This window comes from Pseudomonas sp. S8, assembly GCF_050473925.1.
In the GTDB taxonomy this organism is placed as follows: domain Bacteria; phylum Pseudomonadota; class Gammaproteobacteria; order Pseudomonadales; family Pseudomonadaceae; genus Aquipseudomonas; species Aquipseudomonas parakoreensis.
This window is the reverse complement of sequence record NZ_JBFDVZ010000016.1, coordinates 2,284,138-2,310,802: the sequence shown is the minus strand read 5'-3', so window position 1 is coordinate 2,310,802 and position 26,665 is coordinate 2,284,138. Positions and strand designations below refer to the sequence as shown.

19 protein-coding genes and 1 other RNA gene are annotated in these 26,665 nt (G+C 61.5%); 12 read left to right on the top strand and 8 right to left on the bottom strand.

Annotated elements, in window-relative coordinates:
• Positions 1-77: 77 nt before the first annotated feature.
• Together xdhB and xdhA are read right to left on the bottom strand one after the other, a co-directional pair.
• Positions 78-2,477: a xanthine dehydrogenase molybdopterin binding subunit gene (gene xdhB, locus AB1J88_RS11405; protein WP_430291101.1), complete on the bottom strand. Its 2,400-nt coding sequence runs from the start codon at positions 2,475-2,477 to the stop codon at positions 78-80.
• Entirely contained in the window at positions 2,470-3,924 is a 1,455-nt protein-coding gene (gene xdhA, locus AB1J88_RS11400; protein WP_430291100.1) for a xanthine dehydrogenase small subunit, read from the bottom strand. Before xdhA ends, xdhB begins: the two co-directional genes overlap by 8 nt.
• Positions 3,925-4,191: 267 nt before the next feature.
• Here xdhA and AB1J88_RS11395 point away from each other — a divergent pair, with 267 nt between their 5' ends.
• The 7 genes from AB1J88_RS11395 (at position 4,192) to AB1J88_RS11365 (ending at position 15,730) form a co-directional block, all read left to right on the top strand.
• The gene (locus AB1J88_RS11395; RefSeq protein ID WP_041067784.1) at positions 4,192-4,851 is read left to right on the top strand and encodes a GntR family transcriptional regulator; all 660 of its coding nucleotides are present in this window, start codon (positions 4,192-4,194) and stop codon (positions 4,849-4,851) included.
• 2 nt (positions 4,852-4,853) lie between these two features.
• Complete coding sequence (smc, locus tag AB1J88_RS11390; protein ID WP_430291099.1) at positions 4,854-8,342, top strand: chromosome segregation protein SMC; 3,489 nt, start codon at positions 4,854-4,856, stop codon at positions 8,340-8,342.
• Positions 8,343-8,601: 259 nt separating this feature from the next.
• Entirely contained in the window at positions 8,602-9,465 is an 864-nt protein-coding gene (gene zipA / locus AB1J88_RS11385; protein ID WP_047293036.1) for a cell division protein ZipA, read from the top strand.
• 147 nt (positions 9,466-9,612) lie between these two features.
• A complete protein-coding gene (gene ligA / locus AB1J88_RS11380) occupies positions 9,613-11,970 on the top strand; it encodes an NAD-dependent DNA ligase LigA (protein WP_430291098.1) in 2,358 nt (785 codons plus the stop codon).
• Positions 11,971-12,141: 171 nt separating this feature from the next.
• The gene (locus tag AB1J88_RS11375; RefSeq protein ID WP_047293062.1) at positions 12,142-13,305 is read left to right on the top strand and encodes a zinc-binding metallopeptidase family protein; all 1,164 of its coding nucleotides are present in this window, start codon (positions 12,142-12,144) and stop codon (positions 13,303-13,305) included.
• A gap of 147 nt (positions 13,306-13,452) precedes the next feature.
• An RNA gene (ffs, locus tag AB1J88_RS11370) (signal recognition particle sRNA small type) lies at positions 13,453-13,549 on the top strand.
• 231 nt (positions 13,550-13,780) lie between these two features.
• Positions 13,781-15,730 (top strand): hypothetical protein, encoded by a 1,950-nt coding sequence (locus AB1J88_RS11365; protein ID WP_430291097.1) that lies wholly within the window; start codon positions 13,781-13,783, stop codon positions 15,728-15,730.
• Positions 15,731-15,768: 38 nt separating this feature from the next.
• Here AB1J88_RS11365 and AB1J88_RS11360 read toward each other — a convergent pair whose 3' ends face one another.
• Entirely contained in the window at positions 15,769-16,518 is a 750-nt protein-coding gene (locus tag AB1J88_RS11360; RefSeq protein WP_198759855.1) for a substrate-binding periplasmic protein, read from the bottom strand.
• 143 nt (positions 16,519-16,661) lie between these two features.
• Here AB1J88_RS11360 and dnaX point away from each other — a divergent pair, with 143 nt between their 5' ends.
• From dnaX to AB1J88_RS11335, 5 genes are all read left to right on the top strand, one after another.
• Positions 16,662-18,752, top strand: a complete 2,091-nt coding sequence (gene dnaX, locus AB1J88_RS11355) for a DNA polymerase III subunit gamma/tau (protein WP_430291096.1) — start codon at positions 16,662-16,664, stop codon at positions 18,750-18,752.
• A 67-nt stretch (positions 18,753-18,819) separates the two neighbouring features.
• Entirely contained in the window at positions 18,820-19,158 is a 339-nt protein-coding gene (locus AB1J88_RS11350; protein ID WP_003223337.1) for a YbaB/EbfC family nucleoid-associated protein, read from the top strand.
• Positions 19,159-19,458: 300 nt separating this feature from the next.
• Positions 19,459-20,493, top strand: a complete 1,035-nt coding sequence (locus AB1J88_RS11345; protein ID WP_430291095.1) for an NADP-dependent oxidoreductase — start codon at positions 19,459-19,461, stop codon at positions 20,491-20,493.
• Between the two features lie 66 nt (positions 20,494-20,559).
• The gene (gene recR, locus AB1J88_RS11340; protein ID WP_007965550.1) at positions 20,560-21,162 is read left to right on the top strand and encodes a recombination mediator RecR; all 603 of its coding nucleotides are present in this window, start codon (positions 20,560-20,562) and stop codon (positions 21,160-21,162) included.
• Positions 21,163-21,371: 209 nt separating this feature from the next.
• The gene (locus AB1J88_RS11335) at positions 21,372-22,520 is read left to right on the top strand and encodes an acyl-CoA dehydrogenase family protein (RefSeq protein ID WP_430291094.1); all 1,149 of its coding nucleotides are present in this window, start codon (positions 21,372-21,374) and stop codon (positions 22,518-22,520) included.
• A gap of 89 nt (positions 22,521-22,609) precedes the next feature.
• On the opposite strand, the gene AB1J88_RS11330 is transcribed toward AB1J88_RS11335, so the two are convergent.
• The 5 genes from AB1J88_RS11330 to ccoS all read right to left on the bottom strand — a co-directional run bounded on the left by AB1J88_RS11330 (position 22,610) and on the right by ccoS (position 26,648).
• Positions 22,610-23,158, bottom strand: coding sequence for an adenine phosphoribosyltransferase (locus AB1J88_RS11330; RefSeq protein ID WP_430291093.1), 549 nt, complete (start codon positions 23,156-23,158; stop codon positions 22,610-22,612).
• A 78-nt stretch (positions 23,159-23,236) separates the two neighbouring features.
• Complete coding sequence (gene fnr / locus AB1J88_RS11325) at positions 23,237-23,971, bottom strand: fumarate/nitrate reduction transcriptional regulator Fnr (protein ID WP_025110355.1); 735 nt, start codon at positions 23,969-23,971, stop codon at positions 23,237-23,239.
• A 159-nt stretch (positions 23,972-24,130) separates the two neighbouring features.
• The gene (gene hemN, locus AB1J88_RS11320; protein ID WP_047293078.1) at positions 24,131-25,513 is read right to left on the bottom strand and encodes an oxygen-independent coproporphyrinogen III oxidase; all 1,383 of its coding nucleotides are present in this window, start codon (positions 25,511-25,513) and stop codon (positions 24,131-24,133) included.
• 246 nt (positions 25,514-25,759) lie between these two features.
• Positions 25,760-26,443 carry a sulfite exporter TauE/SafE family protein gene (locus tag AB1J88_RS11315; protein ID WP_041067819.1) on the bottom strand — a complete coding sequence of 228 codons (684 nt, stop codon included), beginning with the start codon at positions 26,441-26,443 and terminating at the stop codon, positions 25,760-25,762.
• Positions 26,436-26,648: a cbb3-type cytochrome oxidase assembly protein CcoS gene (ccoS, locus tag AB1J88_RS11310; RefSeq protein WP_041067822.1), complete on the bottom strand. Its 213-nt coding sequence runs from the start codon at positions 26,646-26,648 to the stop codon at positions 26,436-26,438. The genes AB1J88_RS11315 and ccoS overlap by 8 nt, the downstream gene beginning before the upstream one ends.
• Between the last annotated feature and the right edge of the window lie 17 nt (positions 26,649-26,665).

Genomic DNA, 26,665 nt, shown 5'->3' with positions numbered 1-26,665 from the left:
TGTGGTGTACCGCAAATCCTGAAATCACCACAGATCACTGTGGGAGCTGGCTTGCCAGCGATTGGCCGCGCCTCGGTCTAGAGCGGAGCCAACTCGGTTTCAGCTTCGACCGCTTTCACAGTCTTGAGCTGGCGCATCTGCTCACAGCCCCACAAGACCCGCTCCGGGGTCGCCGGTGCGTCGATCTGCGGCTGATGCTTGTAATCACCGAGGCTCGCCACCGCGTCCTTGATCGCGCACCACGCGGCAATCCCGAGCATGAACGGCGGCTCACCCACAGCCTTGGAATGGAACACCGTGTCTTCCGGGTTCTTGCGGTTTTCCACCAGTTTCACCCGCAGGTCCAGCGGCATGTCCGCCACGGCCGGGATCTTGTAGCTGGCCGGGCCGTTGGTCATCAGCTTGCCCTTGTTGTTCCAGACCAGCTCTTCCATGGTCAGCCAGCCCATGCCCTGGATGAAACCGCCCTCGACCTGACCGATGTCGATGGCCGGGTTCAGCGAGGCGCCGACGTCGTGGAGGATGTCGGTACGCAGCATCTTGTACTCGCCGGTCAGGGTGTCGACGATCACTTCGCAGCACGCCGCGCCGAAGGCGAAGTAGTAGAACGGCCGGCCCCGGGCCTGGCTGCGGTCGTAGTAGATTTTCGGGGTCTTGTAGAAGCCGGTGCTCGACAGCGAGACCTGATTGAAATACGCCAGTTGAATCAGCGCCTCGAAGGTCATGATGTGGTCACGCACGCGCACATGGCCGTTGTGGAATTCCACGTCTTCTTCGCTGACCTTGTAGTGCCGTGCGGCGAATTCCACCAGCCGCTGCTTGATGATCTCGGCGGCATTCTGCGCGGCCTTGCCGTTGAGGTCGGCGCCGCTGGAGGCAGCGGTCGGCGAGGTGTTTGGCACTTTGTCGGTGTTGGTCGCGGTGATCTGCACCCGATCCATTTCCACCTGGAACACTTCGGCCACCACCTGCGCGACTTTGGTGTTGAGGCCCTGGCCCATTTCCGTGCCGCCGTGGTTCAGGTGGATGCTGCCGTCGGTGTAGACGTGGATCAGCGCACCGGCCTGGTTGAGGAAACTGGCGGTGAAGGAAATGCCGAATTTCACCGGGGTCAGCGCCAGGCCTTTTTTCAGGATCGGGCTGTTGGCGTTGTAGCGACGGATCGCTTCGCGGCGCTCGGCGTACTGGCTGCTTTCTTCCAGTTCGGCGGTCATCTCTTCGAGCATGTTGTGCTCGACGGTCTGGTAGTAGTGGGTGACGTTGCGCTCGGTCTTTCCGTAGTAGTTGGCCTTGCGCACCGCCAGCGGATCGAGGTTGAGATGGCGGGCAATCGCGTCCATCACTTCTTCGATGGCGACCATCCCTTGCGGGCCGCCGAAACCACGGTAAGCAGTGTTCGACGCGGTGTTGGTCTTGCAGCGGTGACCGTTGATGGTGGCGTCACCGAGGTAGTACGAGTTGTCCGAGTGGAACATTGCCCGGTCGACAATCGACGCCGACAGGTCCGGTGAGCAGCCGCAGTTGCCGGCCAGGTCCATGTTGATCCCGTGCAGACGTCCCGTGCTGTCGAAGCCGACGTCGTACTCGACGTAGAACGGGTGGCGCTTGCCGGTCATCAGCATGTCTTCGACCCGTGGCAGACGCATCTTGGTCGGCTGGCCGGTGAGGTGCGCGACCACCGCGCACAGGCACGCCGGGCTCGCAGCCTGGGTTTCCTTGCCGCCGAAACCACCACCCATGCGGCGCATGTCGACGACGATTTTGTTCATCGACACGTCGAGCACTTCGGCCACCAGCTTCTGCACTTCGGTGGGGTTCTGCGTCGAGCAGTAGACGATCATGCCGCCGTCTTCGGTGGGCATGACCGAGGAGATCTGCGTCTCCAGATAAAAGTGTTCCTGGCCGCCGATGTGCAGCGTGCCTTGAATGCGGTGTTCAGCGGTGGCCAATGCCGAAGCCGAATCGCCACGCTGATGGGTGTGGCTGTCGAGCACGAAGTGGCGTTTGCGCAGGGCCTCGACCACGTCCAGCACCGGCTCCAGATCTTCGTACTCGATGATCGCCGCCATGGCCGCTTTGCGTGCGGTTTCCAGGTCTTTCGCGGCCACGGCCAGTACCGGTTGCCCGACGAACTGCACGTCGTCAATCGCCAGCAGTGGATCGCCCGGCAGCAGCGGGCCGATGTCTTTCAGGCCCGGCACGTCTTCGTGGGTGATCGCAATGCGCACGCCTTCGAAGGCGTAGCAGGGCTTGGTGTCGATGCTGATGATTTTCGCGTGGGCGCGGTCCGACATCCGTGCATAAACATGCAACTGATTGGGAAATTCCAGGCGATCATCGATGTACTGCGCTTCACCGGACACGTGCTTGGGCGCGCTGTCGTGCTTGACGCTGCGGCCGACACCGGTGGTCAGGTCTCTGGCGAACAGTTCAGCCAGTTCAGCTTGAGTTTTCTCTACGCCGTGATGGTTAGACATAAGCGGTCACCCGAGTCTCGATGTGCGGTGTTTGCAGTTCGATGAAGTATTTGCGCAGCAGGTTCTGCGCGCTGAGCAGGCGATATTCCTTGCTGGCGCGGAAGTCCGAGAGCGGCGTGAAATCTTCGGCCAGAGCGGCGCAGGCGCGTTCGACCACGGCGCTGTTGAATGGCTGGCCGAGCAGCACGGCTTCGCAGTGAGCGGCGCGTTTCGGGATCGCGGCCATGCCGCCGAACGCCATGCGCGCGTCGGTGATTACGCCGTTTTCCACACGCAGGTTGAATGCGGCGCAGACGGCGGAGATGTCATCGTCCAGACGCTTGGAGACCTTGTAGGCGCGGAAGCGCTGCTCGGCCGTGGCGCGTGGGACGATGATTTTTTCGATGAATTCGCTTTCCTGACGGGCGGTGACCTTGTAGTCGATGAAGTAATCTTCCAGGTTCAGCGTGCGCCGGGTTTCACCTTTGCACAGCACCACCTGCGCGCCGAGGGCGATCAGCAGCGGTGGCGAATCACCAATCGGCGAGGCGTTGCCGATGTTGCCGCCGAGGGTGCCCTGGTTGCGGATCTGCAGCGAGGCGAAGCGGTGCAGCAGTTCGCCGAAGTCCGGGTATTCGGCAGTCAGCGCTTCGTAGCAGTCGGAGAGCGCGGTGGCGGCGCCGATTTCGAGGCGGTCATCGAAGCTTTCGATGCGCTTCATTTCGGCGACGTTGCCGACGTAGATCATCACCGGCAGGGTGCGGTGAAACTGGGTGACTTCCAGCGCCAGATCGGTGCCGCCGGCCAGCAGTCGCGCTTGTGGGTAAGCGTCATACAGATCGGCCAGATCGGCGACGGTCAGCGGCACCAGGCAGCGCTTGTCGCCACTGTTGAGTTCACCGATATCGGTCGGGGCGATGGCTTTGAGGCGGGCGATGGTCTCGGCTTCGCGGGCGTCGAACTGGTCCGGTTGCTTGCCACAGCACGATTGCTCGGCGGCGGCGAGAATCGGCCGGTAGCCGGTGCAGCGGCAGAGATTGCCGGCCAGCGCTTCGTGCGCCTTGGCCTGATCCGGTGCATCGCTGTTCTTTTGCAGGGCGAACAGCGACATGACGAAACCGGGGGTGCAGAAGCCGCACTGCGAGCCGTGGCACTCGACCATGGCTTTCTGCACGCTGTGCAGTTCGCCCTGGTGCTTGAGGTCTTCGACGCTGATCAGTTGTTTGCCATGCAGCGACGACACAAAGGTCAGGCACGAGTTGAGGCTGCGATAGCGAATGTATTCGCGGCCGGCGTCATCGGTTTGCAACTCGCCGACCACCACCGTGCAGGCGCCGCAGTCGCCGCTGGCGCAGCCTTCTTTGGTGCCGGATTTACCTACATGCTCACGCAGGTAATTGAGCACGGTCAGATTCGGGTCCAGGGCGTGCTCGCTACGGAGTTCCTGGTTAAGTAAAAACTGGATCACGGAAGGCCTCGCAGACTCATTATTGTTGTTAACCGACGTGAGCCGAATTTAGCAGGTCTGACTTTTCGGTCAATGGTTTTCTGACTTAAAGGTCAGGAAAATCGGTTTTGTCGATTAACGCGTGCTCTATTGAGTATTGACCCTGAGCGGAACCACTGCTTTTTTGCTTGAATCGTGCCAAAAAGCGCCGTGCGGGCACTCCGCCATGCACGTGCATTTGCGCTACACTGCGCCGCTTGTGCAGATCGAAGAGTTTGAAGGACAACCATGACGTTCAAGGCGCCGGACAGCCTCGCCGAGCAAATCGCTCACCACCTCGCCGAACGCATCATTCGCGGCGAAATGAAGCCGGGAGAGCGCATTCAGGAACAGAAGGTCACGCTGGCGCTGAACGTCAGCCGCGGATCGGTCCGCGAAGCCTTGCTGATCCTCGAACGCCGTCACCTGATCGCGATCCTGCCGCGACGTGGCGCCCATGTCACCGAACTCACCGCGCACAAGGTGCAGAGCCTGTGCACGCTGATGAGCGAGCTTTACATCCTGCTCGGCAATGCGGTTGCCAACGGCTGGCAGACCCAGGCCGACATGGCGCCGTTCGTGCAGATTCAGCAGCGCCTCACCGCCAGCTACGAGCGTCAGGACATCCGCACCTTCGTCGATGACAGCTTCGCCGTGATGCGCGCGGCGTACCCGTTTGCCAACAACCCGTACCTGCAAGAGACCGTCGAGAACCTGCAGCCGGCCATGAGCCGTGCGTATTTCCTCGCCCTCGAACAGCGCAAGGCCGAAATGAGCGAGTTCCTCGAACTGTTCGAACGCCTGCTGGCCGCTGTGCTCGCCCGTGATTTGCCGCAGATTCGCATCGTGCTGACGGCTTATGCCCAGCGCAGCAGCGATCTGGTGGTCTCCGCCCTGACGGTTGCCTGAGCGTGCGGCTAAAGTGCATCAAACTGGCGGGGTTCAAGTCCTTCGTCGACCCGACCACGGTGAACTTCCCCAGTAACATGGCGGCAGTCGTCGGGCCGAACGGTTGCGGCAAGTCGAACATCATCGACGCCGTACGCTGGGTGATGGGCGAGAGTTCGGCGAAGAACCTGCGTGGCGAGTCGATGACCGACGTCATCTTCAATGGCTCGACCAGCCGCAAACCGGTGAGTCAGGCGAGCATCGAACTGGTGTTCGACAACTCCGACGGCACCCTGGTCGGCGAATACGCGGCGTACGCCGAGATTTCCATTCGCCGCAAGGTCACCCGCGACAGCCAGAACAGCTATTTCCTCAACGGCGCCAAGTGCCGCCGTCGCGACATCACCGACATCTTCCTCGGCACCGGCCTCGGCCCGCGCAGCTACTCGATCATCGAGCAGGGGATGATCTCCAAGCTGATCGAAGCCAAGCCGGAAGACCTGCGTAACTTCATCGAAGAAGCGGCGGGCATCTCCAAGTACAAGGAGCGTCGGCGCGAAACCGAAAACCGCATCCGCCGCACCCACGAAAACCTGGCGCGTCTGACCGACCTGCGTGAAGAGCTGGAGCGCCAGCTCGAACGCCTGCACCGCCAGGCCGAGTCCGCCAAGAAGTATCAGGAATACAAAGCCGAAGAGCGCCAGCTCAAGGCGCAACTGTCGGCCCTGCGCTGGCAGGACCTGAACGATCAGGTCGGCCAGCGCGAATCGATCATCGGCAACCAGGAAGTCAGTTTCGAAGCGCTGGTCGCCGAGCAGCGCAATGCCGATGCCGCCATTGAGCGCCTGCGCGACGGGCACCATGAACTGTCCGAACGCTTCAATCTGGTGCAGGGACGCTTCTATTCGGTCGGCGGCGACATCGCCCGCGTCGAGCAGAGTATCCAGCACGGCCAGCAACGCTTGCGTCAGTTGCAGGACGACCTTAAGGAAGCCGAGCGCGCGCGTCTGGAAACCGAATCGCACCTGGGCCACGACCGCACGTTGCTGCTGACCCTCGGCGAAGAGCTGGACATGCTCATCCCCGAGCAGGAAGTCACCAGCGCCGCCGCCGAAGAAGCCGCCGCTGCGCTGGAAGATTCCGAAAGCGTCATGCACGGCTGGCAGGAACAGTGGGACACTTTCAACCTGACCGCTGCCGAACCCCGGCGCCAGGCCGAAGTGCAGCAGTCGCGGATCCAGCAGCTGGAAACCAGCATGGAGCGGCTGGCCGATCGGCAAAAGCGTCTCGCCGAAGAGCGCGATCTGCTTTCCGCCGATCCCGAAGACGCGGCGATCATGGCGCTCAACGAGCAGCTCGCCGAATCCGAAGCGACCCTCGAAGATTTGCAGACCAGCGAAGAAGCGCAGGTCGAAAAGCTTGAACAACTGCGTCAGGAATTGCAGCAGGCACTGACTGCGCAACAACAGGCGCAGGGCGATCTGCAGCGGCTCAACGGGCGACTGGCGTCGCTGGAAGCCTTGCAGCAAGCTGCGCTCGATCCGGGCACCGGCACCGCCGAATGGTTGAAGGAACACAACCTCGCCGAGCGCCCGCGTCTGGCCGAAGGCCTCAAGGTCGAGGCCGGTTGGGAGCTGGCGGTGGAAACCGTGCTCGGCGCCGACCTGCAAGCAGTGCTGGTGGATGACTTCAGCGGTTTCGATCTGTCCGGTTTCACCCAGGGCGATCTGCGCCTGCTCAGCCCCGCCAGCGATGGTGTGCGCGTGGCGGGCAGTCTGCTGGACAAGGTCGAGACGCAGATCGATCTGTCGCCATGGCTCGGCCAGGTCAAACCGGTCGACAGCCTTGAGCAAGCGCTGGCTTTGCGCGGCCAGTTGAGCGCCGGGCAGAGCCTGATCAGCCGCGACGGTTACTGGGTCGGTCGACACTTTTTGCGGGTGCGTCGTGCCAGTGAAGCCGAGAGCGGCATGCTCGCCCGGGGCCAGGAAATCGAAACGCTGCACGCCGAGCGCGAAGAGCGTGAAGCCACGGTCGAGGCCATGGAAACTCGCTTGCAGACTTTGCGTGCGCAACAGCGTCAGCAGGAAAACGGCCGCGAACATTTGCGTCGCTTGTTGCAGGACGAAGCGCGCCAGCAAGGTGAATTGAAAGCCCAGTTGTCCGCCGGCAAAGCCAAGGCCGAACAGCTGACATTGCGCCGCACGCGTCTCGATGAAGAACTGGTCGAACTCGGCGAACAGCGCGAGCTGGAGCACGAACAGGTCGGCGAAGCGCGCATGCAATTGCAGGAAGCGCTCGACGCCATGGCGCTGGACACCGAGCAGCGCGAATTGCTGCTGGCCCAGCGCGACAGCCTGCGCGAACGCCTCGATCGCGTCCGTCAGGAAGCGCGCCAGCACAAGGATCACGCTCACCAATTGGCGGTGCGTCTTGGTTCGCTGCGTGCGCAGCACGATTCCACGCGTCAGGCGCTGGAGCGTCTGGAGATGCAGGCCGAGCGCCTGACCGAAAAACGCGAACAGTTGAGTCTGAATCTGGAGGAGGGCGAGGCGCCGCTGGAAGAGCTGCGCCTGAAACTCGAAGAGCTGCTCGACAAACGCATGACCGTCGACGAAGAACTCAAGACCGCGCAGATTGCGCTGGAAGACGCCGACCGCGAACTGCGCGAGGCGGAAAAGCGCCGGACCCAGGCCGAGCAGCAATCGCAACTGATCCGTGGCCAGCTCGAACAGCAACGCATGGAGTGGCAAGCGCTGACCGTGCGGCGCAAGGCGTTGCAGGATCAACTGCTTGAAGACGGCTACGATCTCAATGGCGTGCTCGCGACATTGACGCCCGAAGCCAGTGAACGCGCCGCCGAAGAAGAACTCGAACGAATCAACGCGCGGATTCAGCGCCTGGGCGCGATCAACCTCGCGGCCATCGATGAATACACGCAACAATCGGAGCGTAAACGTTATCTGGACGCGCAGGACGCCGATCTGGTGGAAGCACTGGAGACTCTGGAAAACGTCATTCGCAAGATCGACAAGGAAACCCGTAACCGCTTCAAAGATACCTTTGATCAGATCAATGGCGGTTTACAGGCACTTTTCCCGAAAGTTTTCGGTGGTGGCAGCGCGTATTTGGAACTGACGGGCGAAGATCTACTCGATACAGGGGTGACGATCATGGCGCGGCCGCCAGGAAAGAAGAACAGCACCATCCATTTGCTCTCCGGCGGGGAAAAGGCCCTGACTGCGCTGGCATTGGTTTTTGCCATCTTCAAACTGAATCCGGCGCCGTTCTGCATGCTCGATGAAGTTGACGCGCCACTGGATGACGCTAACGTTGGACGCTACGCCCGCTTGGTCAAAGAGATGTCGCAGACCGTGCAGTTCATCTATATCACCCACAACAAGATCGCCATGGAAATGGCCGATCAACTGATGGGGGTGACGATGCACGAGCCGGGTTGCTCGCGACTGGTAGCCGTGGATGTCGAGGAGGCGATGGCGATGGTGGACGCCTGAGTCAGCGTGGTGTCGGAAGGGTATAAGTAGTCTGTAGGACTTTTTTACCGACTTCGACTTGCTGGCCAATCGACATATTCGCGCAAGCCAACGTGACAGACGGTGTAAAGTTGTCTTTGGTCGTGCTAGTTTAATGTCAATTTTTCGTATACGTGGGCAAAACGCCTGTCAGAACATAGAGTTGGCGCCACGTTTTAAAGCGGTTTGCACAATGTAAACCCCTTATTTTTCAGCATTTTTTATAGAGGCACGGGATTACATGGAAATCGGTCTGCGCGAGTGGCTGATCGTCATCGGCATCATTGTGATAGCCGGTATTCTTTTCGATGGCTGGCGCCGTATGCGCGGCGGCAAGGGAAAACTGAAATTCCGTCTTGACCGAAGTCTGTCCAACCTGCCGGACGAGGACACCAGCGCTGAGCTGTTGGGCCCGGCCCGCGTGCTGGATACGCATAAAGAGCCGCAACTGGACGAACACGACCTGCCGTCGGTGAGCATGCCGGCCCGCGAAGCACGCGAGCCTCGCGAATCCGGCTCCAAGCGTGGCAAGCGCGGCAGCAATGGTCCGGCCCAGGGCGACCTGAACCTCGACCTGGATCTGGACGGCGGCCCGAGCTTCAGCAGCCGTGATGATGACTTCGTCGAAGACAGCAAGCCGGCGCCGGCTGTGGCCGACAAGGATCAGCCGCAAGCCGAAGAAGTCCTGGTGATCAGCGTGATCTGCCGCGACGCCGCCGGCTTCAAAGGCCCGGCCCTGCTGCAGAACATTCTCGAAAGCGGTCTGCGTTTTGGCGAGATGGATATTTTCCACCGCCACGAAAGCATGGCCGGCAACGGTGAAGTGCTGTTCTCCATGGCCAACGCGGTCAAGCCGGGGATCTTTGATCTGGACGACATCGACCATTTCAGCACCCCGGCGGTGAGTTTCTTCCTCGGTCTGCCAGGCCCGCGTCATCCGAAGCAGGCCTTCGACGTGATGGTGGCGGCAGCGCGCAAGCTGTCCCAGGAGCTGAACGGCGAGCTGAAAGACGACCAGCGTAGCGTACTGACCGCGCAGACTATCGAGCACTACCGTCAGCGCATCGTCGAATTCGAACGCCGCGCCCTGACCCAGAAGCGCTAAGGCCGAGATCAAAAGATCGCAGCCTTCGGCAGCTCCTACAGAGGAACGCGATCCCTGTAGGAGCTGTCGAGTGCAACGAGGCTGCGATCTTTGAATGATGAAACTGGAGCAGCCTCGGCTGCTCTTTTGCTTTATGAGAGAACACCCATGACCGCCGCCAAAAACCGCATTCTAGAGCTGCGCGCTGAACTCGATCAGCACAACTACCGGTACCACGTCCTTGACGAGCCGAGCATTCCGGATGCCGAGTACGACCGGTTGTTCCACGAGCTCAAGGCGCTGGAGGCGGCCAATCCCGAACTGATCACCAGCGACTCGCCGACCCAGCGTGTCGGCAGCGTGGCGTTGACTGCCTTCACCCAGGTGCGTCACGAAGTGCCGATGCTCAGCCTCGGCAACGCCTTCGAAGAAACCGACATGCGCGAGTTCGACCGCCGGGTGACCGAAGGTCTGGATCTGCCGGCCGGTGATCTGTTCGGTGGCGGTGCGGCGGTGGAATACAGCTGCGAGCCGAAACTCGATGGCCTGGCGGTCAGCCTGCTGTATCAGGACGGTGTGCTGGTACGCGGCGCTACCCGTGGCGATGGCACCACCGGTGAAGACATCAGCGTCAACGTGCGCACGGTGCGCAACATTCCATTGAAGCTGCATGGCGAAGGCTGGCCGGCGACCCTCGAAGTGCGTGGTGAAGTATTTATGTCCAAGGCCGGTTTCGAGCGCCTCAACGCCTCGCAACTGGAAGTCGGCGGCAAGACCTTCGCCAACCCGCGCAACGCCGCGGCCGGCAGCCTGCGCCAGCTGGATTCGAAGATCACCGCCAACCGCCCGCTGGAATTCTGCTGCTACGGCATCGGTCAGGTCTCCCACGATATCTCCGATACCCACATCGGCAACCTCAAGCAGTTGCAGAAGTGGGGCCTGCCGATCAGCCACGAGCTGAAACTGGCCAAAGGCATCGGCGAGTGCCTGGATTACTACCGCGACATCGGCGAACGGCGTAACGCGCTGGCCTACGAAATCGACGGTGTGGTGTTCAAGGTCAACAGCATCGCCGATCAGCGCGAGCTGGGTTTCCGTGCCCGCGAGCCGCGCTGGGCGATTGCGCACAAGTTCCCGGCCATGGAAGAACTTACCGAACTGCTCGACGTGGAATTTCAGGTCGGCCGTACCGGCGCGGTCACCCCGGTGGCGCGGCTGAAACCGGTCAAGGTGGCGGGCGTCACCGTGGCCAACGCCACCTTGCACAACATGGATGAAGTGGCGCGCCTGGGCCTGATGATCGGCGACACCGTGATCATCCGCCGCGCCGGAGACGTCATCCCGCAGGTGGTGCAAGTGGTCACCGAACGTCGCCCCGAGAATGCGCGTCCTGTAGCGATTCCAGAGAGCTGCCCGGTCTGTGGCTCCCATGTCGAACGCACGCAATTGGTCAAACGCAGCAAGGGCAAGGAAACCATCAGCGAAGGCGCGGTGTACCGTTGCGTTGGCCGTCTGGCCTGTGGTGCGCAACTGAAGCAGGCGATCATTCACTTTGTCTCGCGTCGGGCGATGGACATCGAAGGCCTTGGCGACAAGAGCGTCGAGCAACTGGTCGACGAAGGTCTGGTCAATTCGCCGGCCGATCTGTATGCGCTGAAGTTCGACGACATTGTTGATCTGGAAGGCTTCGCTGAAGTCTCCAGCAACAAGCTGCTGGCGGCGATTGAAGACAGCAAGCAGCCGGGGCTGGCGCGTTTCATCTACGCCCTTGGCATTCCCGATGTCGGCGAAGAGACGGCCAAAGTCCTGGCGCGCTCGCTGGGTTCGCTGGAGCGCGTGCAACAGGCGCTGCCACAGGTGCTGACCTACCTGCCGGACATCGGTCTGGAAGTGGCGTACGAGATTCACAGCTTCTTTGAAGATGCGCACAACCAGCAGGTGATCACCGAGTTGCTGGGGCATGGCCTGCAAATTCAGGATCAGGGCGATCTGGGCGCCGAATTTGCCGCCAGCACCACCCTCGGCGGTCTGCTCGACAAGCTGCACATTCCCTTTGTCGGCCCGGGCGGCGCGCAGAAACTGGCAGACAAGTTCGGTTCGCTGGACGCGGTGATGAATGCCGACTGGCTGGACATGCGTCAGGCGCTGCCGGAGAAGCAGGCCAATTCGGTGCGCGAGTTTTTTGCTGTGCCCGAGCATCGGCAGATCGCCGAGGCCGCCGAGAAACAGCTGCGGGATTTCGGCATGCACTGGCTGAGCGAGAAGAAAGTCGTCGAAGGCTTGCCGCTGTCCGGCGAAACCTGGGTGTTGACCGGCAAGGTCGAGCTGATGAGCCGCGATGTGGCCAAGGAACATCTTGAAAGCCTTGGCGCCAAGGTCGCCGGCTCGGTATCGGCGAAAACTCATTGCGTGGTCGCAGGGCCCGGTGCCGGCTCGAAACTGACCAGGGCCAATGAGCTGGGCGTGAAGGTGATGGACGAAGAGGCGTTTATCGCTTTCCTGAAGGGACACGGCCTGTCCGTTTAAGAACAAAAGATCGCAGCCTGCGGCAGCTCCTACAGAATTAGTGTCTTGCCACATTGACCCCCTGTAGGAGCTGCCGAAGGCTGCGATCTTTTGCTTTTCCCCACACAAAGCGTGGGAACGATCAGCGCACGAGGATGATCTAGTCTTGGCAAGCCCCAGGGAGAGATCGCCATGTACCGCTTTTTCGAGCAGCTCAGTTCTCGCATCGTCGCGCCGTTCATGGGCGAATCTTCACGCAACAGCAAAATCTGGCCGTGCCGCTGCGGCCAGTCGCTGTTCTTTCGCAACAGCCAGTGCCTGGCTTGCAGCGCCATGCTCGGCTATCAGCCTGAAGCAAGTCGCCTGACCTCGCTGCAGCCCGGGCCGCAGGACGGTAGCTGGACACTCGATGCCGATCCCGACGCCGGATTGTTTCGTCGCTGCGCCAATCTCGACACCCCCGCCGCCTGCAATTGGCTGCTGCCGGATAACGGCCGCGACAGCCTGTGCGTCGCCTGCAGCCTCAATCGCACCATCCCCGACCTCTCGGTGCCGGAAAACCCTGAGCGCTGGCGCAAAGTCGAAATCGCTAAACGCCGGCTGGTGGCGCAACTGATCACCCTCGGGCTGCCGGTCATCCCGAAAACCGTGGATGAAGAGCGCGGCCTGGCCTTTGATTTCATCGGCGTCGACCTCGAAGGCAACGCGCCAATGACCGGCCACGCCAACGGCCTGATCACCCTCGACATCAAAGAAGCCGACGACGCCCACCGCGAGCAGGTGCGGGCGGCGATGCATGAACCTTATCGCACGCTGCTCGGGCATTTCCGGCATGAGGTCGGACATTATTACTGGGATCGTCTGATCGCCAACGGCCCGTGGCTCGAAGCCTTCCGCAACCTGTTCGGCGACGAGCGCGCCAGTTACGCCGAAGCGCTCGACCGTCACTACCAGCAAGGTGCACCGCTGGACTGGCCGCAACATTACGTCAGCGCCTACGCGACCATGCACCCGTGGGAAGACTGGGCCGAGACCTGGGCGCATTACCTGCACATGATGGACGCGGTGGACACTGCACTGGGTTTCGGCATGAGTGCGCGGGAAATGGACTTCGACTATCAGCCGTTTCCACCGAGCACGCTGTATGACCCGGAGCATCCCGGCGGCGCGGCGTTCCTGTCGTTCGTCAACGCCTGGATCGAGCTGGCGGGCATGCTCAACGAACTGTCGCGCAGCATGGGGCAGCCGGATTTCTACCCGTTCGTGCTGCCGGCGGCGGCGATTGCCAAGCTGCACTTCATCCATCTGGTGATCCAGCAGGCGGGCGGCAAGGCGGATGAGGTGCTGACCCTGTAGGAGCTGCCGCAGGCTGCGATCTTTTCAGGCTCAGCGCATGTCCTTGAACACGTTCATATTTTTTATCTGAAACCAACGGTTGTAACTTCATCTCAGATAGGTACAATGGCGCGGCTCGCCGACAGGTGAGTGTCGTTATGGTGACCCCATCGGTCCCCCCGCAACGATTACCCGTGAACCTGGTCAGATCCGGAAGGAAGCAGCCACAGCGGGAACATTGTGTGCCGGGGTGTGGCTGGTGGGGTTACCACCTTAACGAACAAAGAACGCTTCAACAGAACTGCAATGGGTTTCGCCCACTGCGGTTTTTTTATGCCTGCGATTTGAGCTATCACGCCAGCCCCCTGTAGGAGCGAGCCTGCTCGCGAAGGCAGCCGCCCCGATGCCTGTTCAGCCACCAAGGTTGAACAGTGGCATACTCCACCGTCTTGCTGCGCGCGTCGTTGACAAGTTCGCGCCCTGGCTACGAGGTTGTATGCACCCGGAACATTACGATTTATCCACCGCCGTTTATTTGCCCGTGACGGACGAGACCTGCGCGAACCTCTTGCGGCCCGATGGCGTGACAATCCTCGACACGCTGACAGATGCGCAGCTGGCCGCCGTGCTGGTCATCCATAATCTGGCCCAGGCCGCCAAGAAGGATCTCACTGCCGCTGCGGCGGAGAAGGTGCTGGCGCGACTGATTGCGTGGGCGGTCGATGGCCGGACAGGGCTGCTGTCCGAGGCGCAACGCCTGTTCGATCCGCGTCAGCTGTATTTCGGCCTGAACGCCATCAGGGGATTGAATCTGCGTTTGCTGTTGGCTGACGAGGTGTCGGCGCAGGATTACCTGCTGCCCGATGGCAAGTGGGATGATGAGTTCAAGACGCGCCACCACGCGGCCAACAATCCGTTCAGTCAGCAGATGATCAGCCCGGCACACCGCGAGCGCTGGCTCAGCGCCGCACAAGACAAACTGGTCAGAACCTTCCGCGCCAACCTCGATGAAGACCTGCACGTGCAAGGCTATGCCGGGATCGGCAAGAGCCACTTGGTCGGTGCCTTGACCGAGTGCCTGGACCCCGGGAAAACCCTGTTGCTGGCACGCACCCCGGAAAAACTTGCGACCCTGTGCCAGCGCATGGGCGTTACCGGTGATCGTAAACCCGGTATCACCTTTGAAGCGTTCGCGCGCGGGCTGATTTATGGGCGCAAGCCACAGCCGGCAAGCGCCGCTGGCCGAGTCGCGAGCAAACAGAGTCTGGCGCAGGCGCTGAACATCCTCGGCTTTCGCGAGCATGACGCGCAACGCACCCTGAACGTCTGCCTGGAAACCCTCGAGCGCTATTGCCATTCCCGGGACTACAGCCTGTCGGCGCATCATCTGCCGCATTTCAAGCTGTCGCTGTCCAGCCTTGAGTCCAAGGTGTTGCTGGAGTATTCGAGCCGCGTCTGGACTTACCTTGAGGCCAACCCGGCGTGGGGCCGGCAGAGCGGCTTCGAAGCCTTGTTGCTGATCAAGCGGGCAAGCCTCGCGGGTTGCGTGGTGCCGCCGCGGTATACCCACGTGCTGATCGACGAGAGCCAGGACATTCCTGCGTCGCTGCTGCAGATTATCGAGCGCGGCCGGCAGGTACTGATCACGCTGGGCGATGAGTATCAGCACGCCGAGCGTGATCTGGTGAAAAGAAAGCGTGAAGTGCGCCAGAGCGATATCACCTACTCGGTGCGTTCGGGGCGCAACGTCGAGCGTCTGGTCAATCCGCTGATTTCCCGGCACTCGGAAAAGAGCAAGGTGCCGTTCGAAGGCGCGCGTGAAGCTGACGTCGGCATCGAGTTTTATCCGCAGGGCTTTGTCCCGCCCGAAGGTTGCGTGGTGCTGACGGCGTCCCCTTGGGACACCATGAAGTGGGCGATGCAGCTGCACGATGCCAATTGCCCGTTCAGCTTTGCCGACATGAAAGCGCAGCGCGACCTCGAACACTTCATGACCAGCGCCATCGAGTTGTTCAAGGTCGATTACTACAGTTCCACGCACAGCGAGAAGGGCCCGCATCGCTATTTCAGCGACGTGCCGAAGTGGCAGCAGGTGCGCGAGGCCAACCAGTACGACGAGGCGTTTCTGTGGGTCGAGGCCGAGCTGGAGAAGGGCTTCAAGGTGGCTGACCTGACCCGGCTCAACCGAATGATCGGCAGCCCCGGCAAAAGCTGCCTGTTGATGCAGGCCCAGGAGGCGGGCGGCATGGAGTTCGACCGCGTTCTGCTGACGCCCGAGCTGCTGACCAACGTGCAGTTCAAGGACGCCTACGCGTTCGATCAGCGGATCTGCGCCGTGTACATCGCCATCTCCCGCGCCCGGCAGCAGCTTTATCTGCCGTACGATGTGGTCGAGTGGATCGAATTTCACGACTACCAGAAATTCCGCGAGTCGCACGGTTACTGAATAATTCTCTGTGGGAAATGTCCCCCCAAAAAAAGGAGTTACGGGGTGGTTTCCGAGGATCCGGTATACAACCGGATGATGTCATCAATTTCCCCCGACATTTTCATCCGCAGCAACGTGCGCAGGATCCGCTGCACCGGCACCTGCGGGTCATTCCTCACATAGCAGCCGACATGCTGTTCCTGCAGCACCGCCACCCCCTGCAGTTGCTGCGTGGGCAGCAGGCGCTGATTGAACCAGTCCAGTGTCCATTGATTGCTCACCGCATAGCGATAACGCCCGGCCAGGAGTTTTTCCAGCACTTGTTCCTGATTGCGCGCGTCGTCGCGTTGCAGGTGGTCGGCGTCGAACAGCGGCTGCAGAGTCGGGTAGGTGTAGCCGAGCACGGTGCCGATCGATTGCCGGGGAAGGCGGGCGGGATCGACGTGGAGCGGTTGATTGTCGCGGCTGATCAGCAGATCGCGCTGAAACAGCAGCGGGAGGCTCCAGATGTAGTCTCCGGACTGATTCGGCAACCATGATTGTGCGGCATAGCAGCGCACGTCGACTTCACCGTGTTCCATGGCGTTCTGCACCCGGGCGCGCGGCAGCACATGGAATTCGGCGGGTACGCCGACCTGTGTCGCCAGGCTGAGCATGATGTCGTGGAGGATGCCCTGGGTCGGGCGGCCATGGTCGATCTGCACCATGGGCATCGCCCAGCTGTCGGCCACGACGAAGCGCAGCGGCGGTTCGGCGGCGTTCACGCTCAGACTGATCCCCAACAAAGCTCCCAAGGCCCAACGCATAAATGCTCCGATGAGTCCCGACCACGAGCGAAATTTCCTCGCCAACAGCAGCTTAGCCAGATTAGACGAGCACACCGGATGCAATTTTGCCCTTGCTCCGCTAGCATTAGCTGCTTCAGCTTCCTTCGTTGCGACGGTTTTCGATGAGTTATCAGGTTCTTGCACGTAAATGGCGTCCGCGCTCGTTCCGCGAAATGGTCGGCCAGACCCATGTGCTCAAGGCTCTGATCAATGCCTTGGACAGCCAGCGGCTGCACCACGCGTACCTGTTCACCGGTACCCGCGGGGTCGGCAAGACCACCATTGCGCGGATCATTGCCAAATGCCTGAACTGTGAGACAGGTATCACTTCCAGCCCCTGCGGCGAGTGTTCGGTGTGCCGCGAGATCGATGAAGGGCGCTTCGTCGACCTGATCGAGATCGACGCCGCGAGCCGGACCAAGGTCGAGGACACCCGCGAGCTGCTCGATAATGTGCAGTACGCGCCGAGCCGTGGGCGCTTCAAGGTCTACCTGATCGACGAAGTGCACATGCTCTCCAGCCATTCCTTCAATGCGCTGCTGAAAACCCTTGAAGAGCCGCCGCCGTACGTCAAGTTCATCCTCGCGACCACGGACCCGCAGAAACTTCCGGCAACGATTTTGTCGCGTTGCCTGCAGTTCTCGCTGAAGAACATGACGCCCGAGCGCGTGGTCGAGCATCTGACCCACGTCCTGGGCGCCGAAAACGTGCCGTTCGAAGACGACGCGCTGTGGCTGCTGGGCCGCGCCGCTGACGGCTCGATGCGTGACGCCATGAGCCTGACCGACCAGGCCATCGCCTTCGGTGAAGGCAAGGTATTGGCCGCCGATGTGCGGGCGATGCTCGGCACGCTGGATCACGGTCAGGTCTTCGACGTGCTGCACGCACTGATCGAAGGCGACGCCAAGGCGTTGCTCGAAGCCGTGCGCCACCTGGCCGAGCAAGGCCCGGACTGGAATGGCGTGCTCTCGGAAATTCTCAACGTGCTGCACCGTGTCGCCATCGCCCAGGCCTTGCCTGAAGGTGTCGACAACGGCCATGGCGACCGTGACCGCGTATTGGCTTTGGCTCAAGCGCTGCCGGCAGAAGACGTGCAGTTCTATTACCAGATGGGCCTGATCGGCCGCCGCGACTTGCCACTGGCGCCGGATCCCCGTGGTGGCTTTGAAATGGTCCTGCTGCGGATGCTGGCCTTCCGGCCGGCGGATACGGCGGATGCCCCGAGGCAACCGCTAAAGCCAGTGGGGATCAGCCAGGCCACAGTTGATTCCACAAACTCCGTGGCTGCCGCGCCCAAGCCTGCGCCGGTAGTCGCTGCGGCCGTTGCGCCAACGCCAGCGGCGGTTGCTGCGCCGGTTCCGGAGGCAGCGCCTGTGGTGACCGCCGCGCCGGCACCTGCGCCGGAAGCAGAACCAGAGCCAGAGCCAGTCGCCGAAGCGGTGGTCGATCTGCCGTGGAACGATCCTGTCGAACCTGAGCCGGAACCCGCACCTGTGCAGCAACCGGCCGTCGAGCCGGTACTGGAAACCGCCAGCGAGCAGCCCGAATTGCCGCCGATGCCGCTGCCGACCCCGGACAGCGTGGTGCCGGACGCGCCGGAGTGGGCCGCTGCGCCGATTCCCGAACCGTCGGTCGCCGACGTCGATGCCGCCACGCCGGGCATGGACCTCGACGATGAGCCGCCGCTGGACGAAGACTACATCGAGCCGGACATGGATTCGGCCTACAGCTACCTCGACGACCTGGCCAGCGAGCACACCGCCGAGCCAGCCCCGGAACCCGAGCCGGAGCCTGCCGCCGCGCCAGCCACCGGTCTGGCGTTGCAATGGCTGGAGCTGTTCCCGCAACTGCCGATCTCCGGCATGACCGGCAGCATCGCCGCCAACTGCACGTTGATCGCGGTCGATGGCGACCATTGGCTGATGCACCTGGACCCGGCGCACAGCGCACTGTTCAACGCCACGCAACAGCGGCGCCTGAACGATGCGCTGAACCAATTCCACGGTCGCACGCTGACCCTGACCATCGAGCTGATCAAGCCCGAGCAGGAAACCCCGGCGCAGGCCGCGTCCCGTCGCCGGGCCAACCGTCAGCGCGAGGCGGAGGAATCGATCCACGGTGATCCGTTCATCCAGCAGATGGTCCAGCAGTTCGGTGCGGTCGTGCGACACGATACTATTGAACCTGTCGATGCCTTGGTCGCCCAAGGCTAATAACTGAGGGCGTTCGGCGTTAAGCGCCGGGCGCTGTTTTGATCCAAGTACTTTTGAGGTGATTCCCATGATGAAAGGTGGCATGGCCGGCCTGATGAAGCAGGCGCAGCAGATGCAGGAAAAAATGGCCAAGATGCAGGAAGAACTGGCCAACGCCGAAGTCACCGGCAAGGCCGGTGGCGATATGGTCACCGTGGTCATGACCGGTCGTCACGACGTGAAAAGTGTCAGCATCGACCCAAGCCTGGTTGAAGGCCTGAGCGAAGACGACAAGGAAATGCTCGAAGCCGTGGTCGCCGCCGCCGTCAACGACGCCGTGCGCAAGATCGAAGCCAACAGCCAGGAAAAAATGGGCAGCATGACCGCCGGCATGAACCTGCCAGCAGGTATGAAACTGCCATTCTGATTCGCCATCGCGATTTGGATGAGCTACACAAAATGCCAGGCATCGCGCCTGGCATTTTTGTTTCCGTTTCTGGGGCGTTCGGTATTCGTTTGTGGCGAGGGAGCTTGCTCCCGCTCGGCGACGAAGTCGTCGTAAACCCTGAAAACCCGGTATACCTGAAAGAAAGCAGGGGGAGCGCTTCGCACTCCAGCGGGAGCAAGCTCCCTCGCCACAGGCGTCTAGTAGAAACATCGAACGCTGTGATGCCACCAAGGTCTGCTCCCTATACCCTCGAATTCATCATTCACAGGAGACGCTGACATGTCCGACCCTCTGACTCTCAATCAACGCTTTGTCCTCGCCTCGCGCCCGGTCGGTGCGCCAACCCCGGAAAACTTCCGTCTGGAGCGCGAAGCGTTGCCGGATCTCGAAGACGGCCAGGTGCTGCTGAAAACCCTGTACCTGTCGCTGGACCCCTACATGCGCGGACGCATGAGTGACGCACCGTCCTACGCCGCGCCGGTACAAATCGGTGAAGTGATGACCGGTGGTGCTGTCAGCCGAGTCGAGGATTCGCGTCATCCGAAATTCCACCAAGGCGATCTGGTGGTCGGCCTCACCGGCTGGCAGAGCCACAGCATCAGCGATGGCCGCAATATCATGCCGATCCCGTCCGGCCTGCCGAGTCCGTCGATGGCGCTTGGCGTGTTGGGCATGCCGGGTATGACTGCGTACATGGGGCTGATCGACATCGGTCAGCCGAAAGAAGGTGAAACGCTTGTCGTGGCTGCTGCGTCCGGCGCCGTCGGCTCGGTGGTGGGTCAAGTGGCAAAGATCAAAGGCCTGCGCGCCGTGGGTGTGGCCGGTGGTGCCGACAAATGCAAATACGTGGTCGAGGAACTGGGTTTCGATGCCTGCATCGATCACAAGGTGCCGGACTTTGCCGAGCAACTGGCCAAAGCCTGCCCGAACGGCATCGATATCTATTATGAAAACGTGGGCGGGCATGTGTTCGATGCGGTGGTGCCGCTGCTCAATCCCAAGGCGCGCATTCCACTGTGCGGGCTGATTGCCGGTTACAACGCCACTGAAGCGCCGCAGGGCCCGGATCGTCTGCCAATGCTGCAGCGTACGTTGCTGACCAAGCGTGTGCGGATTCAGGGCTTCATCGTGTTTGATGACTATGGCGACCGTCAGCCGGAGTTCATCAGCCACATGGTGCCGTGGGTGCGCGACGGCAAGGTGAAATTCCGCGAAGACGTGGTGGAAGGTCTGGAGCAGGCACCCGAGGCGTTTATCGGTCTGCTGGAGGGGCGCAACTTCGGCAAACTGGTGGTAAAGGTCGCCCAGGACTGAACATTTGACGCTGGCCAGAGGCGCGGGTATAAACCGCGTCTCGTTGTTTTGTCGGACTTTTTACCCATGAGCTTCAGCCCTTTGATTCGCCAACTGATCGACGCCCTGCGCACCTTGCCCGGCGTGGGTCAGAAAACCGCCCAGCGCATGGCGTTGCAGTTGCTCGAACGTGACCGCAGCGGCGGCACGCGCCTGGCCCAGGCCTTGAGCCAGGCCATGGAAGGGGTGGGTCACTGCCGTCAGTGCCGCACGCTGACTGAAGACGATCTGTGCCCGCAATGCGCCGACACGCGCCGCGACGACACGCTGCTGTGCGTGGTGGAAGGGCCGATGGACGTGTATGCGGTGGAGCAGACCGGTTTCCGTGGACGCTACTTCGTGCTCAAGGGCCACCTGTCGCCGCTCGACGGTCTGGGGCCGGAAGCCATCGGTATTCCGCAGTTGATGGCGCGCATTGAAGAGGCCGGCACCTTTACCGAAGTCATCCTCGCCACCAACCCGACGGTGGAAGGTGAGGCGACCGCGCATTACATCGCCCAGCTTCTGGCCAACAAAGGGCTGATCGCCTCGCGGATTGCCCACGGTGTGCCGCTGGGTGGTGAGCTGGAGTTGGTGGATGGCGGGACGCTGGCGCATTCGTTTGCCGGGCGTAAACCGATTTCCCTCTGACAGGTGTATCGCCTGATCTGGCCCCATCGCTGGCAAGCCAGCTCCCACAGTGATTTCGGTCGTTCACAAATGTTGTGCACACTAAAGAAACCTGTGGGAGCTGGCTTGCCAGCGATGGGCGCACCTCGATTTGGCTGATTCACACAATTGTGTTGAAAACCAAGCAAGCGCTCGGTTAACGTCGGCCAACCCTTCGATGGAGTTCGCCGATGCCTGCTTTCCAGGATTACTTCGACCCCAGCCACCAAATGGTCCGCGACAGCGTCAGACGTTTCGTCGAGCGCGAGATCCTGCCGGACATCGACGCGTGGGAAGAAGCCGAAAGTTTTCCCCGTGAGCTGTACCTGAAGGCCGGGGCGGCGGGGATTCTTGGCATCGGTTATCCCGAAGCGCTGGGGGGCAGCCACGAAGGTGATCTGTTCGCCAAGGTCGCCGCCAGCGAAGAACTGATGCGCTGCGGTTCCGGTGGTCTGGTCGCCGGCCTCGGTTCGCTGGATATCGGCCTGCCACCGATCGTCAAATGGGCCCGGCCCGAGGTGCGCGAGCGCGTCGTGCCGCAAGTGCTCAGCGGCGAGAAAATCAGTGCGTTGGCGATTACCGAACCCGGCGGTGGTTCCGACGTCGCCAACCTGCAAACCCGCGCCGTGCGTGACGGCGACGTCTACCGGGTCAGCGGCAGCAAGACCTTCATTACCAGTGGCGTACGCGCCGACTTCTATACCGTCGCCGTGCGCACCGGAGCGCCGGGTTTCGGCGGCATCAGCCTGCTGTTGATCGAGAAGGACACCCCAGGCTTCACCGTAGGTCGCCAACTGAAGAAGATGGGCTGGTGGGCCTCGGACACCGCTGAGCTGTTCTTCGACGATTGCAGGGTGCCTGTGGGCAATCTGATCGGCGCCGAGAACATGGGTTTTGCCTGCATCATGGGCAATTTCCAGAGCGAACGGCTGGCGCTGGCGCTGATGGCCAACATGACCTCGCAGCTCGCCCTCGAAGAAGCGCTGAAATGGGCGCGCGAGCGTGAAGCATTCGGCAAGCCGATCGGCAAGTTTCAGGTGATCAAACATCGGTTGGCCGACATGGCCACGGCGCTGGAAGTATCGCGCGAGTTCACCTATCGGCAAGCGGCGAAAATGGCGGCGGGGCAGAGCGTGATCAAGGAGGTTTCCATGGCCAAGAACGTCGCCACGGACACCTCGGACCGGATCACCCGCGAAGCGGTGCAGATCCTCGGTGGCCTGGGTTACATGCGCGAGAGTCTGGTAGAGCGGTTGTATCGGGATAATCGCATTCTGTCGATCGGCGGCGGGACGCGGGAGGTGATGAACGAAATCATTAGCAAGCAGATGGGGCTTTAAAAGCAAAAGATCGCAGCCTTCGGCAGCTCCTACAGGGAAACGCACATCCCTTGTAGGAGCTGCCGAAGGCTGCGATCTTTTGATCTTTACTATTTATCGGTCAAAGCAAACTGCGTCAGGCAGAAGGTAGGGATGCCCATATCTTCCAGACGCTGCGAACCGCCCAGCTCCGGCAGATCGATAATCGCCGCTGCCTCATGCACCCGCGCACCCATGCGGCGGATCAGGTTGGCCGCTGCGATCAGCGTGCCACCGGTGGCAATCAGGTCATCGAACATCACCACCGAATCACCTTCGCACAGGCTGTCGGCGTGGACTTCGAGGAACGCTTCGCCGTATTCGGTCGCGTAACCTTCGGCCAACACGTCCGCCGGCAGTTTGCCCTGCTTGCGGAACAGCACCAGCGGTTTGTTCAACTGATAGGCCAGCACCGAACCGATCAGGAAGCCGCGCGCATCCATCGCGCCGATGTGGGTGAAGTCGGCTTCCACATAGCGGTGGGCGAAGCTGTCCATCACCAGGCGCAGGGCCTTGGGCGACTGGAACAGCGGAGTGATGTCGCGAAAGATCACACCCGGTTTCGGGAAGTCGATCACGGGGCGGATCAGGAATTTGATGTCGAAGGAGTCGAAGACCATCGTCGAGGTGTCCTGGCAGGGCTGCAAACGGCGCAGTATACCCGCGGCTGAAACGCTTCGCTCAACCGCGGATCGAGATCAGCCTTCGAGCGAGCCGCCGGCCAGGGCGCAGAGCTGGATCGGGTCGAGGATGTGGATCTCCTTGCCCTCGGCGGCGATCAGTTCGTTCTGCTGGAAGCGCGTGAACACCCGCGACACGGTTTCCACCGCCAGGCCCAGGTAATTGCCGATTTCGTTGCGCGACATGCTCAGGCGGAACTGGTTGGCCGAGAAACCCCGAGCGCGGAAGCGGGCCGACAGGTTGACCAGGAACGTGGCGATGCGCTCGTCGGCGGTTTTCTTCGACAGCAACAGCATCATTTGCTGGTCGTCACGGATCTCGCGGCTCATCACCCGCATCAGTTGCCGGCGCAGCTGCGGCAGTTGCAGGGCCAGTTCGTCGAGGCGTTCGAAAGGGATTTCACAGACCGAGGTGGTTTCCAGGGCCTGGGCCGACACCGGATGTTTCTCGGTGTCCATGCCGGACAGGCCGACCAGTTCGCTCGGCAGGTGGAAACCGGTGAGCTGTTCTTCGCCGGTGTCGCTCAGGCTGAAGGTCTTCAGGGCGCCGGAGCGTACTGCATAAACGGAATCGAAGGTGTCACCCTGGCGGAACAGGAACTCACCCTTTTTCAACGGGCGACCACGTTTAACGATTTCGTCCAGCGCATCCATGTCTTCCAGATTCAGAGAAAGTGGCAGGCAGAGAGGGGCCAGGCTGCAATCCTTGCAATGGGCCTGGTTGTGAGCGCGCAGTTTGACTGGCTCGGACATTTCTTAAATCCTTGTGGGAAAACACACATAAGCCGTAAGGGTAACCCACGGGAGGACATTCAGGCCAGTCTGGGGCGAGATTGCCCTGCGGGCATAAGGCCGCAGGGCAAACAAAGACACGGGGCATTCGCGATACATCGGTTTCATGAGCAGGACGTTTCAGATCACCCGCGAGAAGCGCTGGCGGTTCTGTTGTTCCAGGTACGCGTCGAACACCATGCACACCGAACGCACCAGCAGGCGTCCGGCCGGCAGCACTTCGATGCGCTCGCGTTCCAGCTTGATCAGCCCGTCGTTGGCCATGCCTTGCAGTTGCGGCCACAGCGCGCCGAAATAACCCTGAAAATCAATGTTGAACGCTTGCTCGATTTCGGCGAATTCCAGGCTGAAATTGCAGATCAGTTGCTGGATCACCGCGCGGCGCAGGCGATCGTCGGCATTGCACACCAAGCCCCGGCTGGTCGCCAGTTGCGCGGCGGCGAGGGTGTTCTGGTACTGGTTCAGATCGCTGTTGTTCTGGCAGTAGAGATCGCCGATCTGACTGATCGCCGACACCCCCAGACCAATCAAGTCGCAATGGCCGTGAGTGGTGTAGCCCTGGAAGTTGCGCTGCAGGGTCTGTTCTTCCTGGGCAATCGCCAACTCATCGTCGGGCAGGGCGAAGTGATCCATGCCGATGTAGCGATAACCGGCGGCGGTCAGTTGTTCGATGGTGCGCTGGAGCATTTGCAGTTTTTGCGCAGGGCTTGGCAGCTCCTGGCTGTTGATCCGCCGCTGTGGCATGAAGCGCTCCGGCAGGTGCGCATAGTTGAATACCGAGAGCCGGTCCGGTTGCAGGCTGATGACTTCCTCGACGGTACGCGCGAAATTCTCCGGAGTCTGCTTCGGCAGGCCGTAGATCAGGTCGATGTTGATCGAGCGAAATTGCAGGGTGCGCGCCGCGTCGATCACTGCACGGGTTTCTTCCAGGCTCTGCAGGCGATTGACCGCCCGTTGCACCGCCGGATCGAGGTCTTGCAGGCCGATGCTGACCCGGTTGAAACCCAGTTCACGCAGCAGGCCCATGGTCGACCAGTCGGCCTCGCGCGGGTCGATCTCGATGCCGTAGTCGCCGGAGTCATCATCCAGCAGATTGAAGTGTTTGCGCAGGTGCGCCATCAACTGCCGCAGCTCGTCATGGCTGAGGAAGGTCGGGGTGCCGCCGCCGAAGTGCAACTGCTCGACTTTCTGCGCCGGTTCCAGGTGACAGGCAATCAACTGGATTTCCTGTTCCAGGCGTTGCAGATACGGCTGTGCCCGCCCGCGATCCTTGGTGATGACCTTGTTGCAGGCGCAGTAGTAGCAAATATTCGCGCAGAACGGCACATGCACATACAGCGACAATGGGCGCAGCGCCTTGCGACTTTCGCGCAGGGCGTGAAACAGGTCGAAGGTGCCGACCTGGCTGTTGAATTGCACGGCGGTCGGATACGAGGTGTAGCGCGGCCCCGCCAGGTCGTAGCGGCGGATCAGATCAGTGTCCCAACGAATGGCGTCGAGCATGCGGGCATTCCCCCGGATAGGCTGGCAGTGTGGCGAGTCTATCGGGGTGCGGCGACGGGGCTCTTGATTTGCATCAACGGCGGATTGGTAGTGATTGCTTTGTGGTGAGGGGATTTATCCCCGATCGACTGCGAAGCAGTCGTAAACCTGTTTGCAATGTATGAATGGAAGAATGCAGGGGCGCTTCGCACACCATCGGGGATAAATCCCCTCACCACAATGGATCTTCTCAGGGCTTTGATCGGATCAGTGACCCATCAGCCAATGTTGGTGGGGGCCAGGAAGGGTCCAGATCCCGAACAGAATCACCAGCAAGCCACCGGCCACGCGCACACTGCGTTTACGCAGCAACGCCGTCACCCGCTCGGCAGCCAGTCCGGTGGCGAGCAGCACCGGCCATGTGCCCAGCCCGAACGCCAGCATCAACAGCCCACTGTCCAGCGCATTGCCCTGGCTCGCCGACCACAGCAGCGTGCTGTAAACCAGTCCGCACGGCAGCCAGCCCCACAGTGCGCCGAGCAGCAGGGCGCGGGGCAAACTCGACACCGGCAGCAAGCGGTTGGCCACCGGCTGAATGTAACGCCACAAGCCACGGCCGAGGCTTTCGATACGGGTCAGGCCGCTCCACCAGCCGGCCAGATACAGGCCCATGGCAATCAGCAGCAACCCGGCGAGAATACGCATGAACATCGCCGCCGGACTGTTCGCCACCGCCCAGCCAGCCAGCCCGATCAGCAAACCGGCCGTCGCGTAACTGAGGATCCGTCCGAGGTTGTACGCCAGCAGCAGACGAAAGCGTCGGCTGCGTTGTTCCTTGGGAATCGCCAGGGTCAGCGCGCCCATCAGGCCGCCGCACATGCCCAGGCAATGCCCGCCACCGAGCAGGCCAAGGATCAGCGCGGAAACCAGGAGAGGCGCCAGCTCAAGCATGGGGTGGCGCCTTGTCCTGCGGCTGGTCGGATTTGGCTTCGTCGACGGCGGCGGTGTGGTTCGGGTCCTGATCATCGAACAGGATGCTGTGGGCCGGGCCATCAAGGTCGTCGTACTGACCGCTGTCCACCGCCCAGAAGAAGATGTACACAGCGATGGCCACGATCAGCAGGGCGGCGGGGATCATCACGTAAAGAGCTGGCATCGGTACTCCAGGCCCGC

Bases quoted from the DNA above. Each gene is read 5' to 3' on its own strand.
- xdhB (WP_430291101.1), bottom strand. From the start codon at position 2,477: ATGTCTAACCATCACGGCGTAGAGAAAACTCAAGCTGAACTGGCTGAA.
- AB1J88_RS11395 (WP_041067784.1), top strand. From the start codon at position 4,192: ATGACGTTCAAGGCGCCGGACAGCCTCGCCGAGCAAATCGCTCACCAC.
- zipA (WP_047293036.1), top strand. From the start codon at position 8,602: ATGGAAATCGGTCTGCGCGAGTGGCTGATCGTCATCGGCATCATTGTG.
- ligA (WP_430291098.1), top strand. From the start codon at position 9,613: ATGACCGCCGCCAAAAACCGCATTCTAGAGCTGCGCGCTGAACTCGAT.
- AB1J88_RS11375 (WP_047293062.1), top strand. From the start codon at position 12,142: ATGTACCGCTTTTTCGAGCAGCTCAGTTCTCGCATCGTCGCGCCGTTC.
- AB1J88_RS11365 (WP_430291097.1), top strand. From the start codon at position 13,781: ATGCACCCGGAACATTACGATTTATCCACCGCCGTTTATTTGCCCGTG.
- AB1J88_RS11360 (WP_198759855.1), bottom strand. From the start codon at position 16,518: ATGCGTTGGGCCTTGGGAGCTTTGTTGGGGATCAGTCTGAGCGTGAAC.
- dnaX (WP_430291096.1), top strand. From the start codon at position 16,662: ATGAGTTATCAGGTTCTTGCACGTAAATGGCGTCCGCGCTCGTTCCGC.
- AB1J88_RS11350 (WP_003223337.1), top strand. From the start codon at position 18,820: ATGATGAAAGGTGGCATGGCCGGCCTGATGAAGCAGGCGCAGCAGATG.
- AB1J88_RS11345 (WP_430291095.1), top strand. From the start codon at position 19,459: ATGTCCGACCCTCTGACTCTCAATCAACGCTTTGTCCTCGCCTCGCGC.
- recR (WP_007965550.1), top strand. From the start codon at position 20,560: ATGAGCTTCAGCCCTTTGATTCGCCAACTGATCGACGCCCTGCGCACC.
- AB1J88_RS11335 (WP_430291094.1), top strand. From the start codon at position 21,372: ATGCCTGCTTTCCAGGATTACTTCGACCCCAGCCACCAAATGGTCCGC.
- AB1J88_RS11330 (WP_430291093.1), bottom strand. From the start codon at position 23,158: ATGGTCTTCGACTCCTTCGACATCAAATTCCTGATCCGCCCCGTGATC.
- fnr (WP_025110355.1), bottom strand. From the start codon at position 23,971: ATGTCCGAGCCAGTCAAACTGCGCGCTCACAACCAGGCCCATTGCAAG.
- hemN (WP_047293078.1), bottom strand. From the start codon at position 25,513: ATGCTCGACGCCATTCGTTGGGACACTGATCTGATCCGCCGCTACGAC.
- AB1J88_RS11315 (WP_041067819.1), bottom strand. From the start codon at position 26,443: ATGCTTGAGCTGGCGCCTCTCCTGGTTTCCGCGCTGATCCTTGGCCTG.
- ccoS (WP_041067822.1), bottom strand. From the start codon at position 26,648: ATGCCAGCTCTTTACGTGATGATCCCCGCCGCCCTGCTGATCGTGGCC.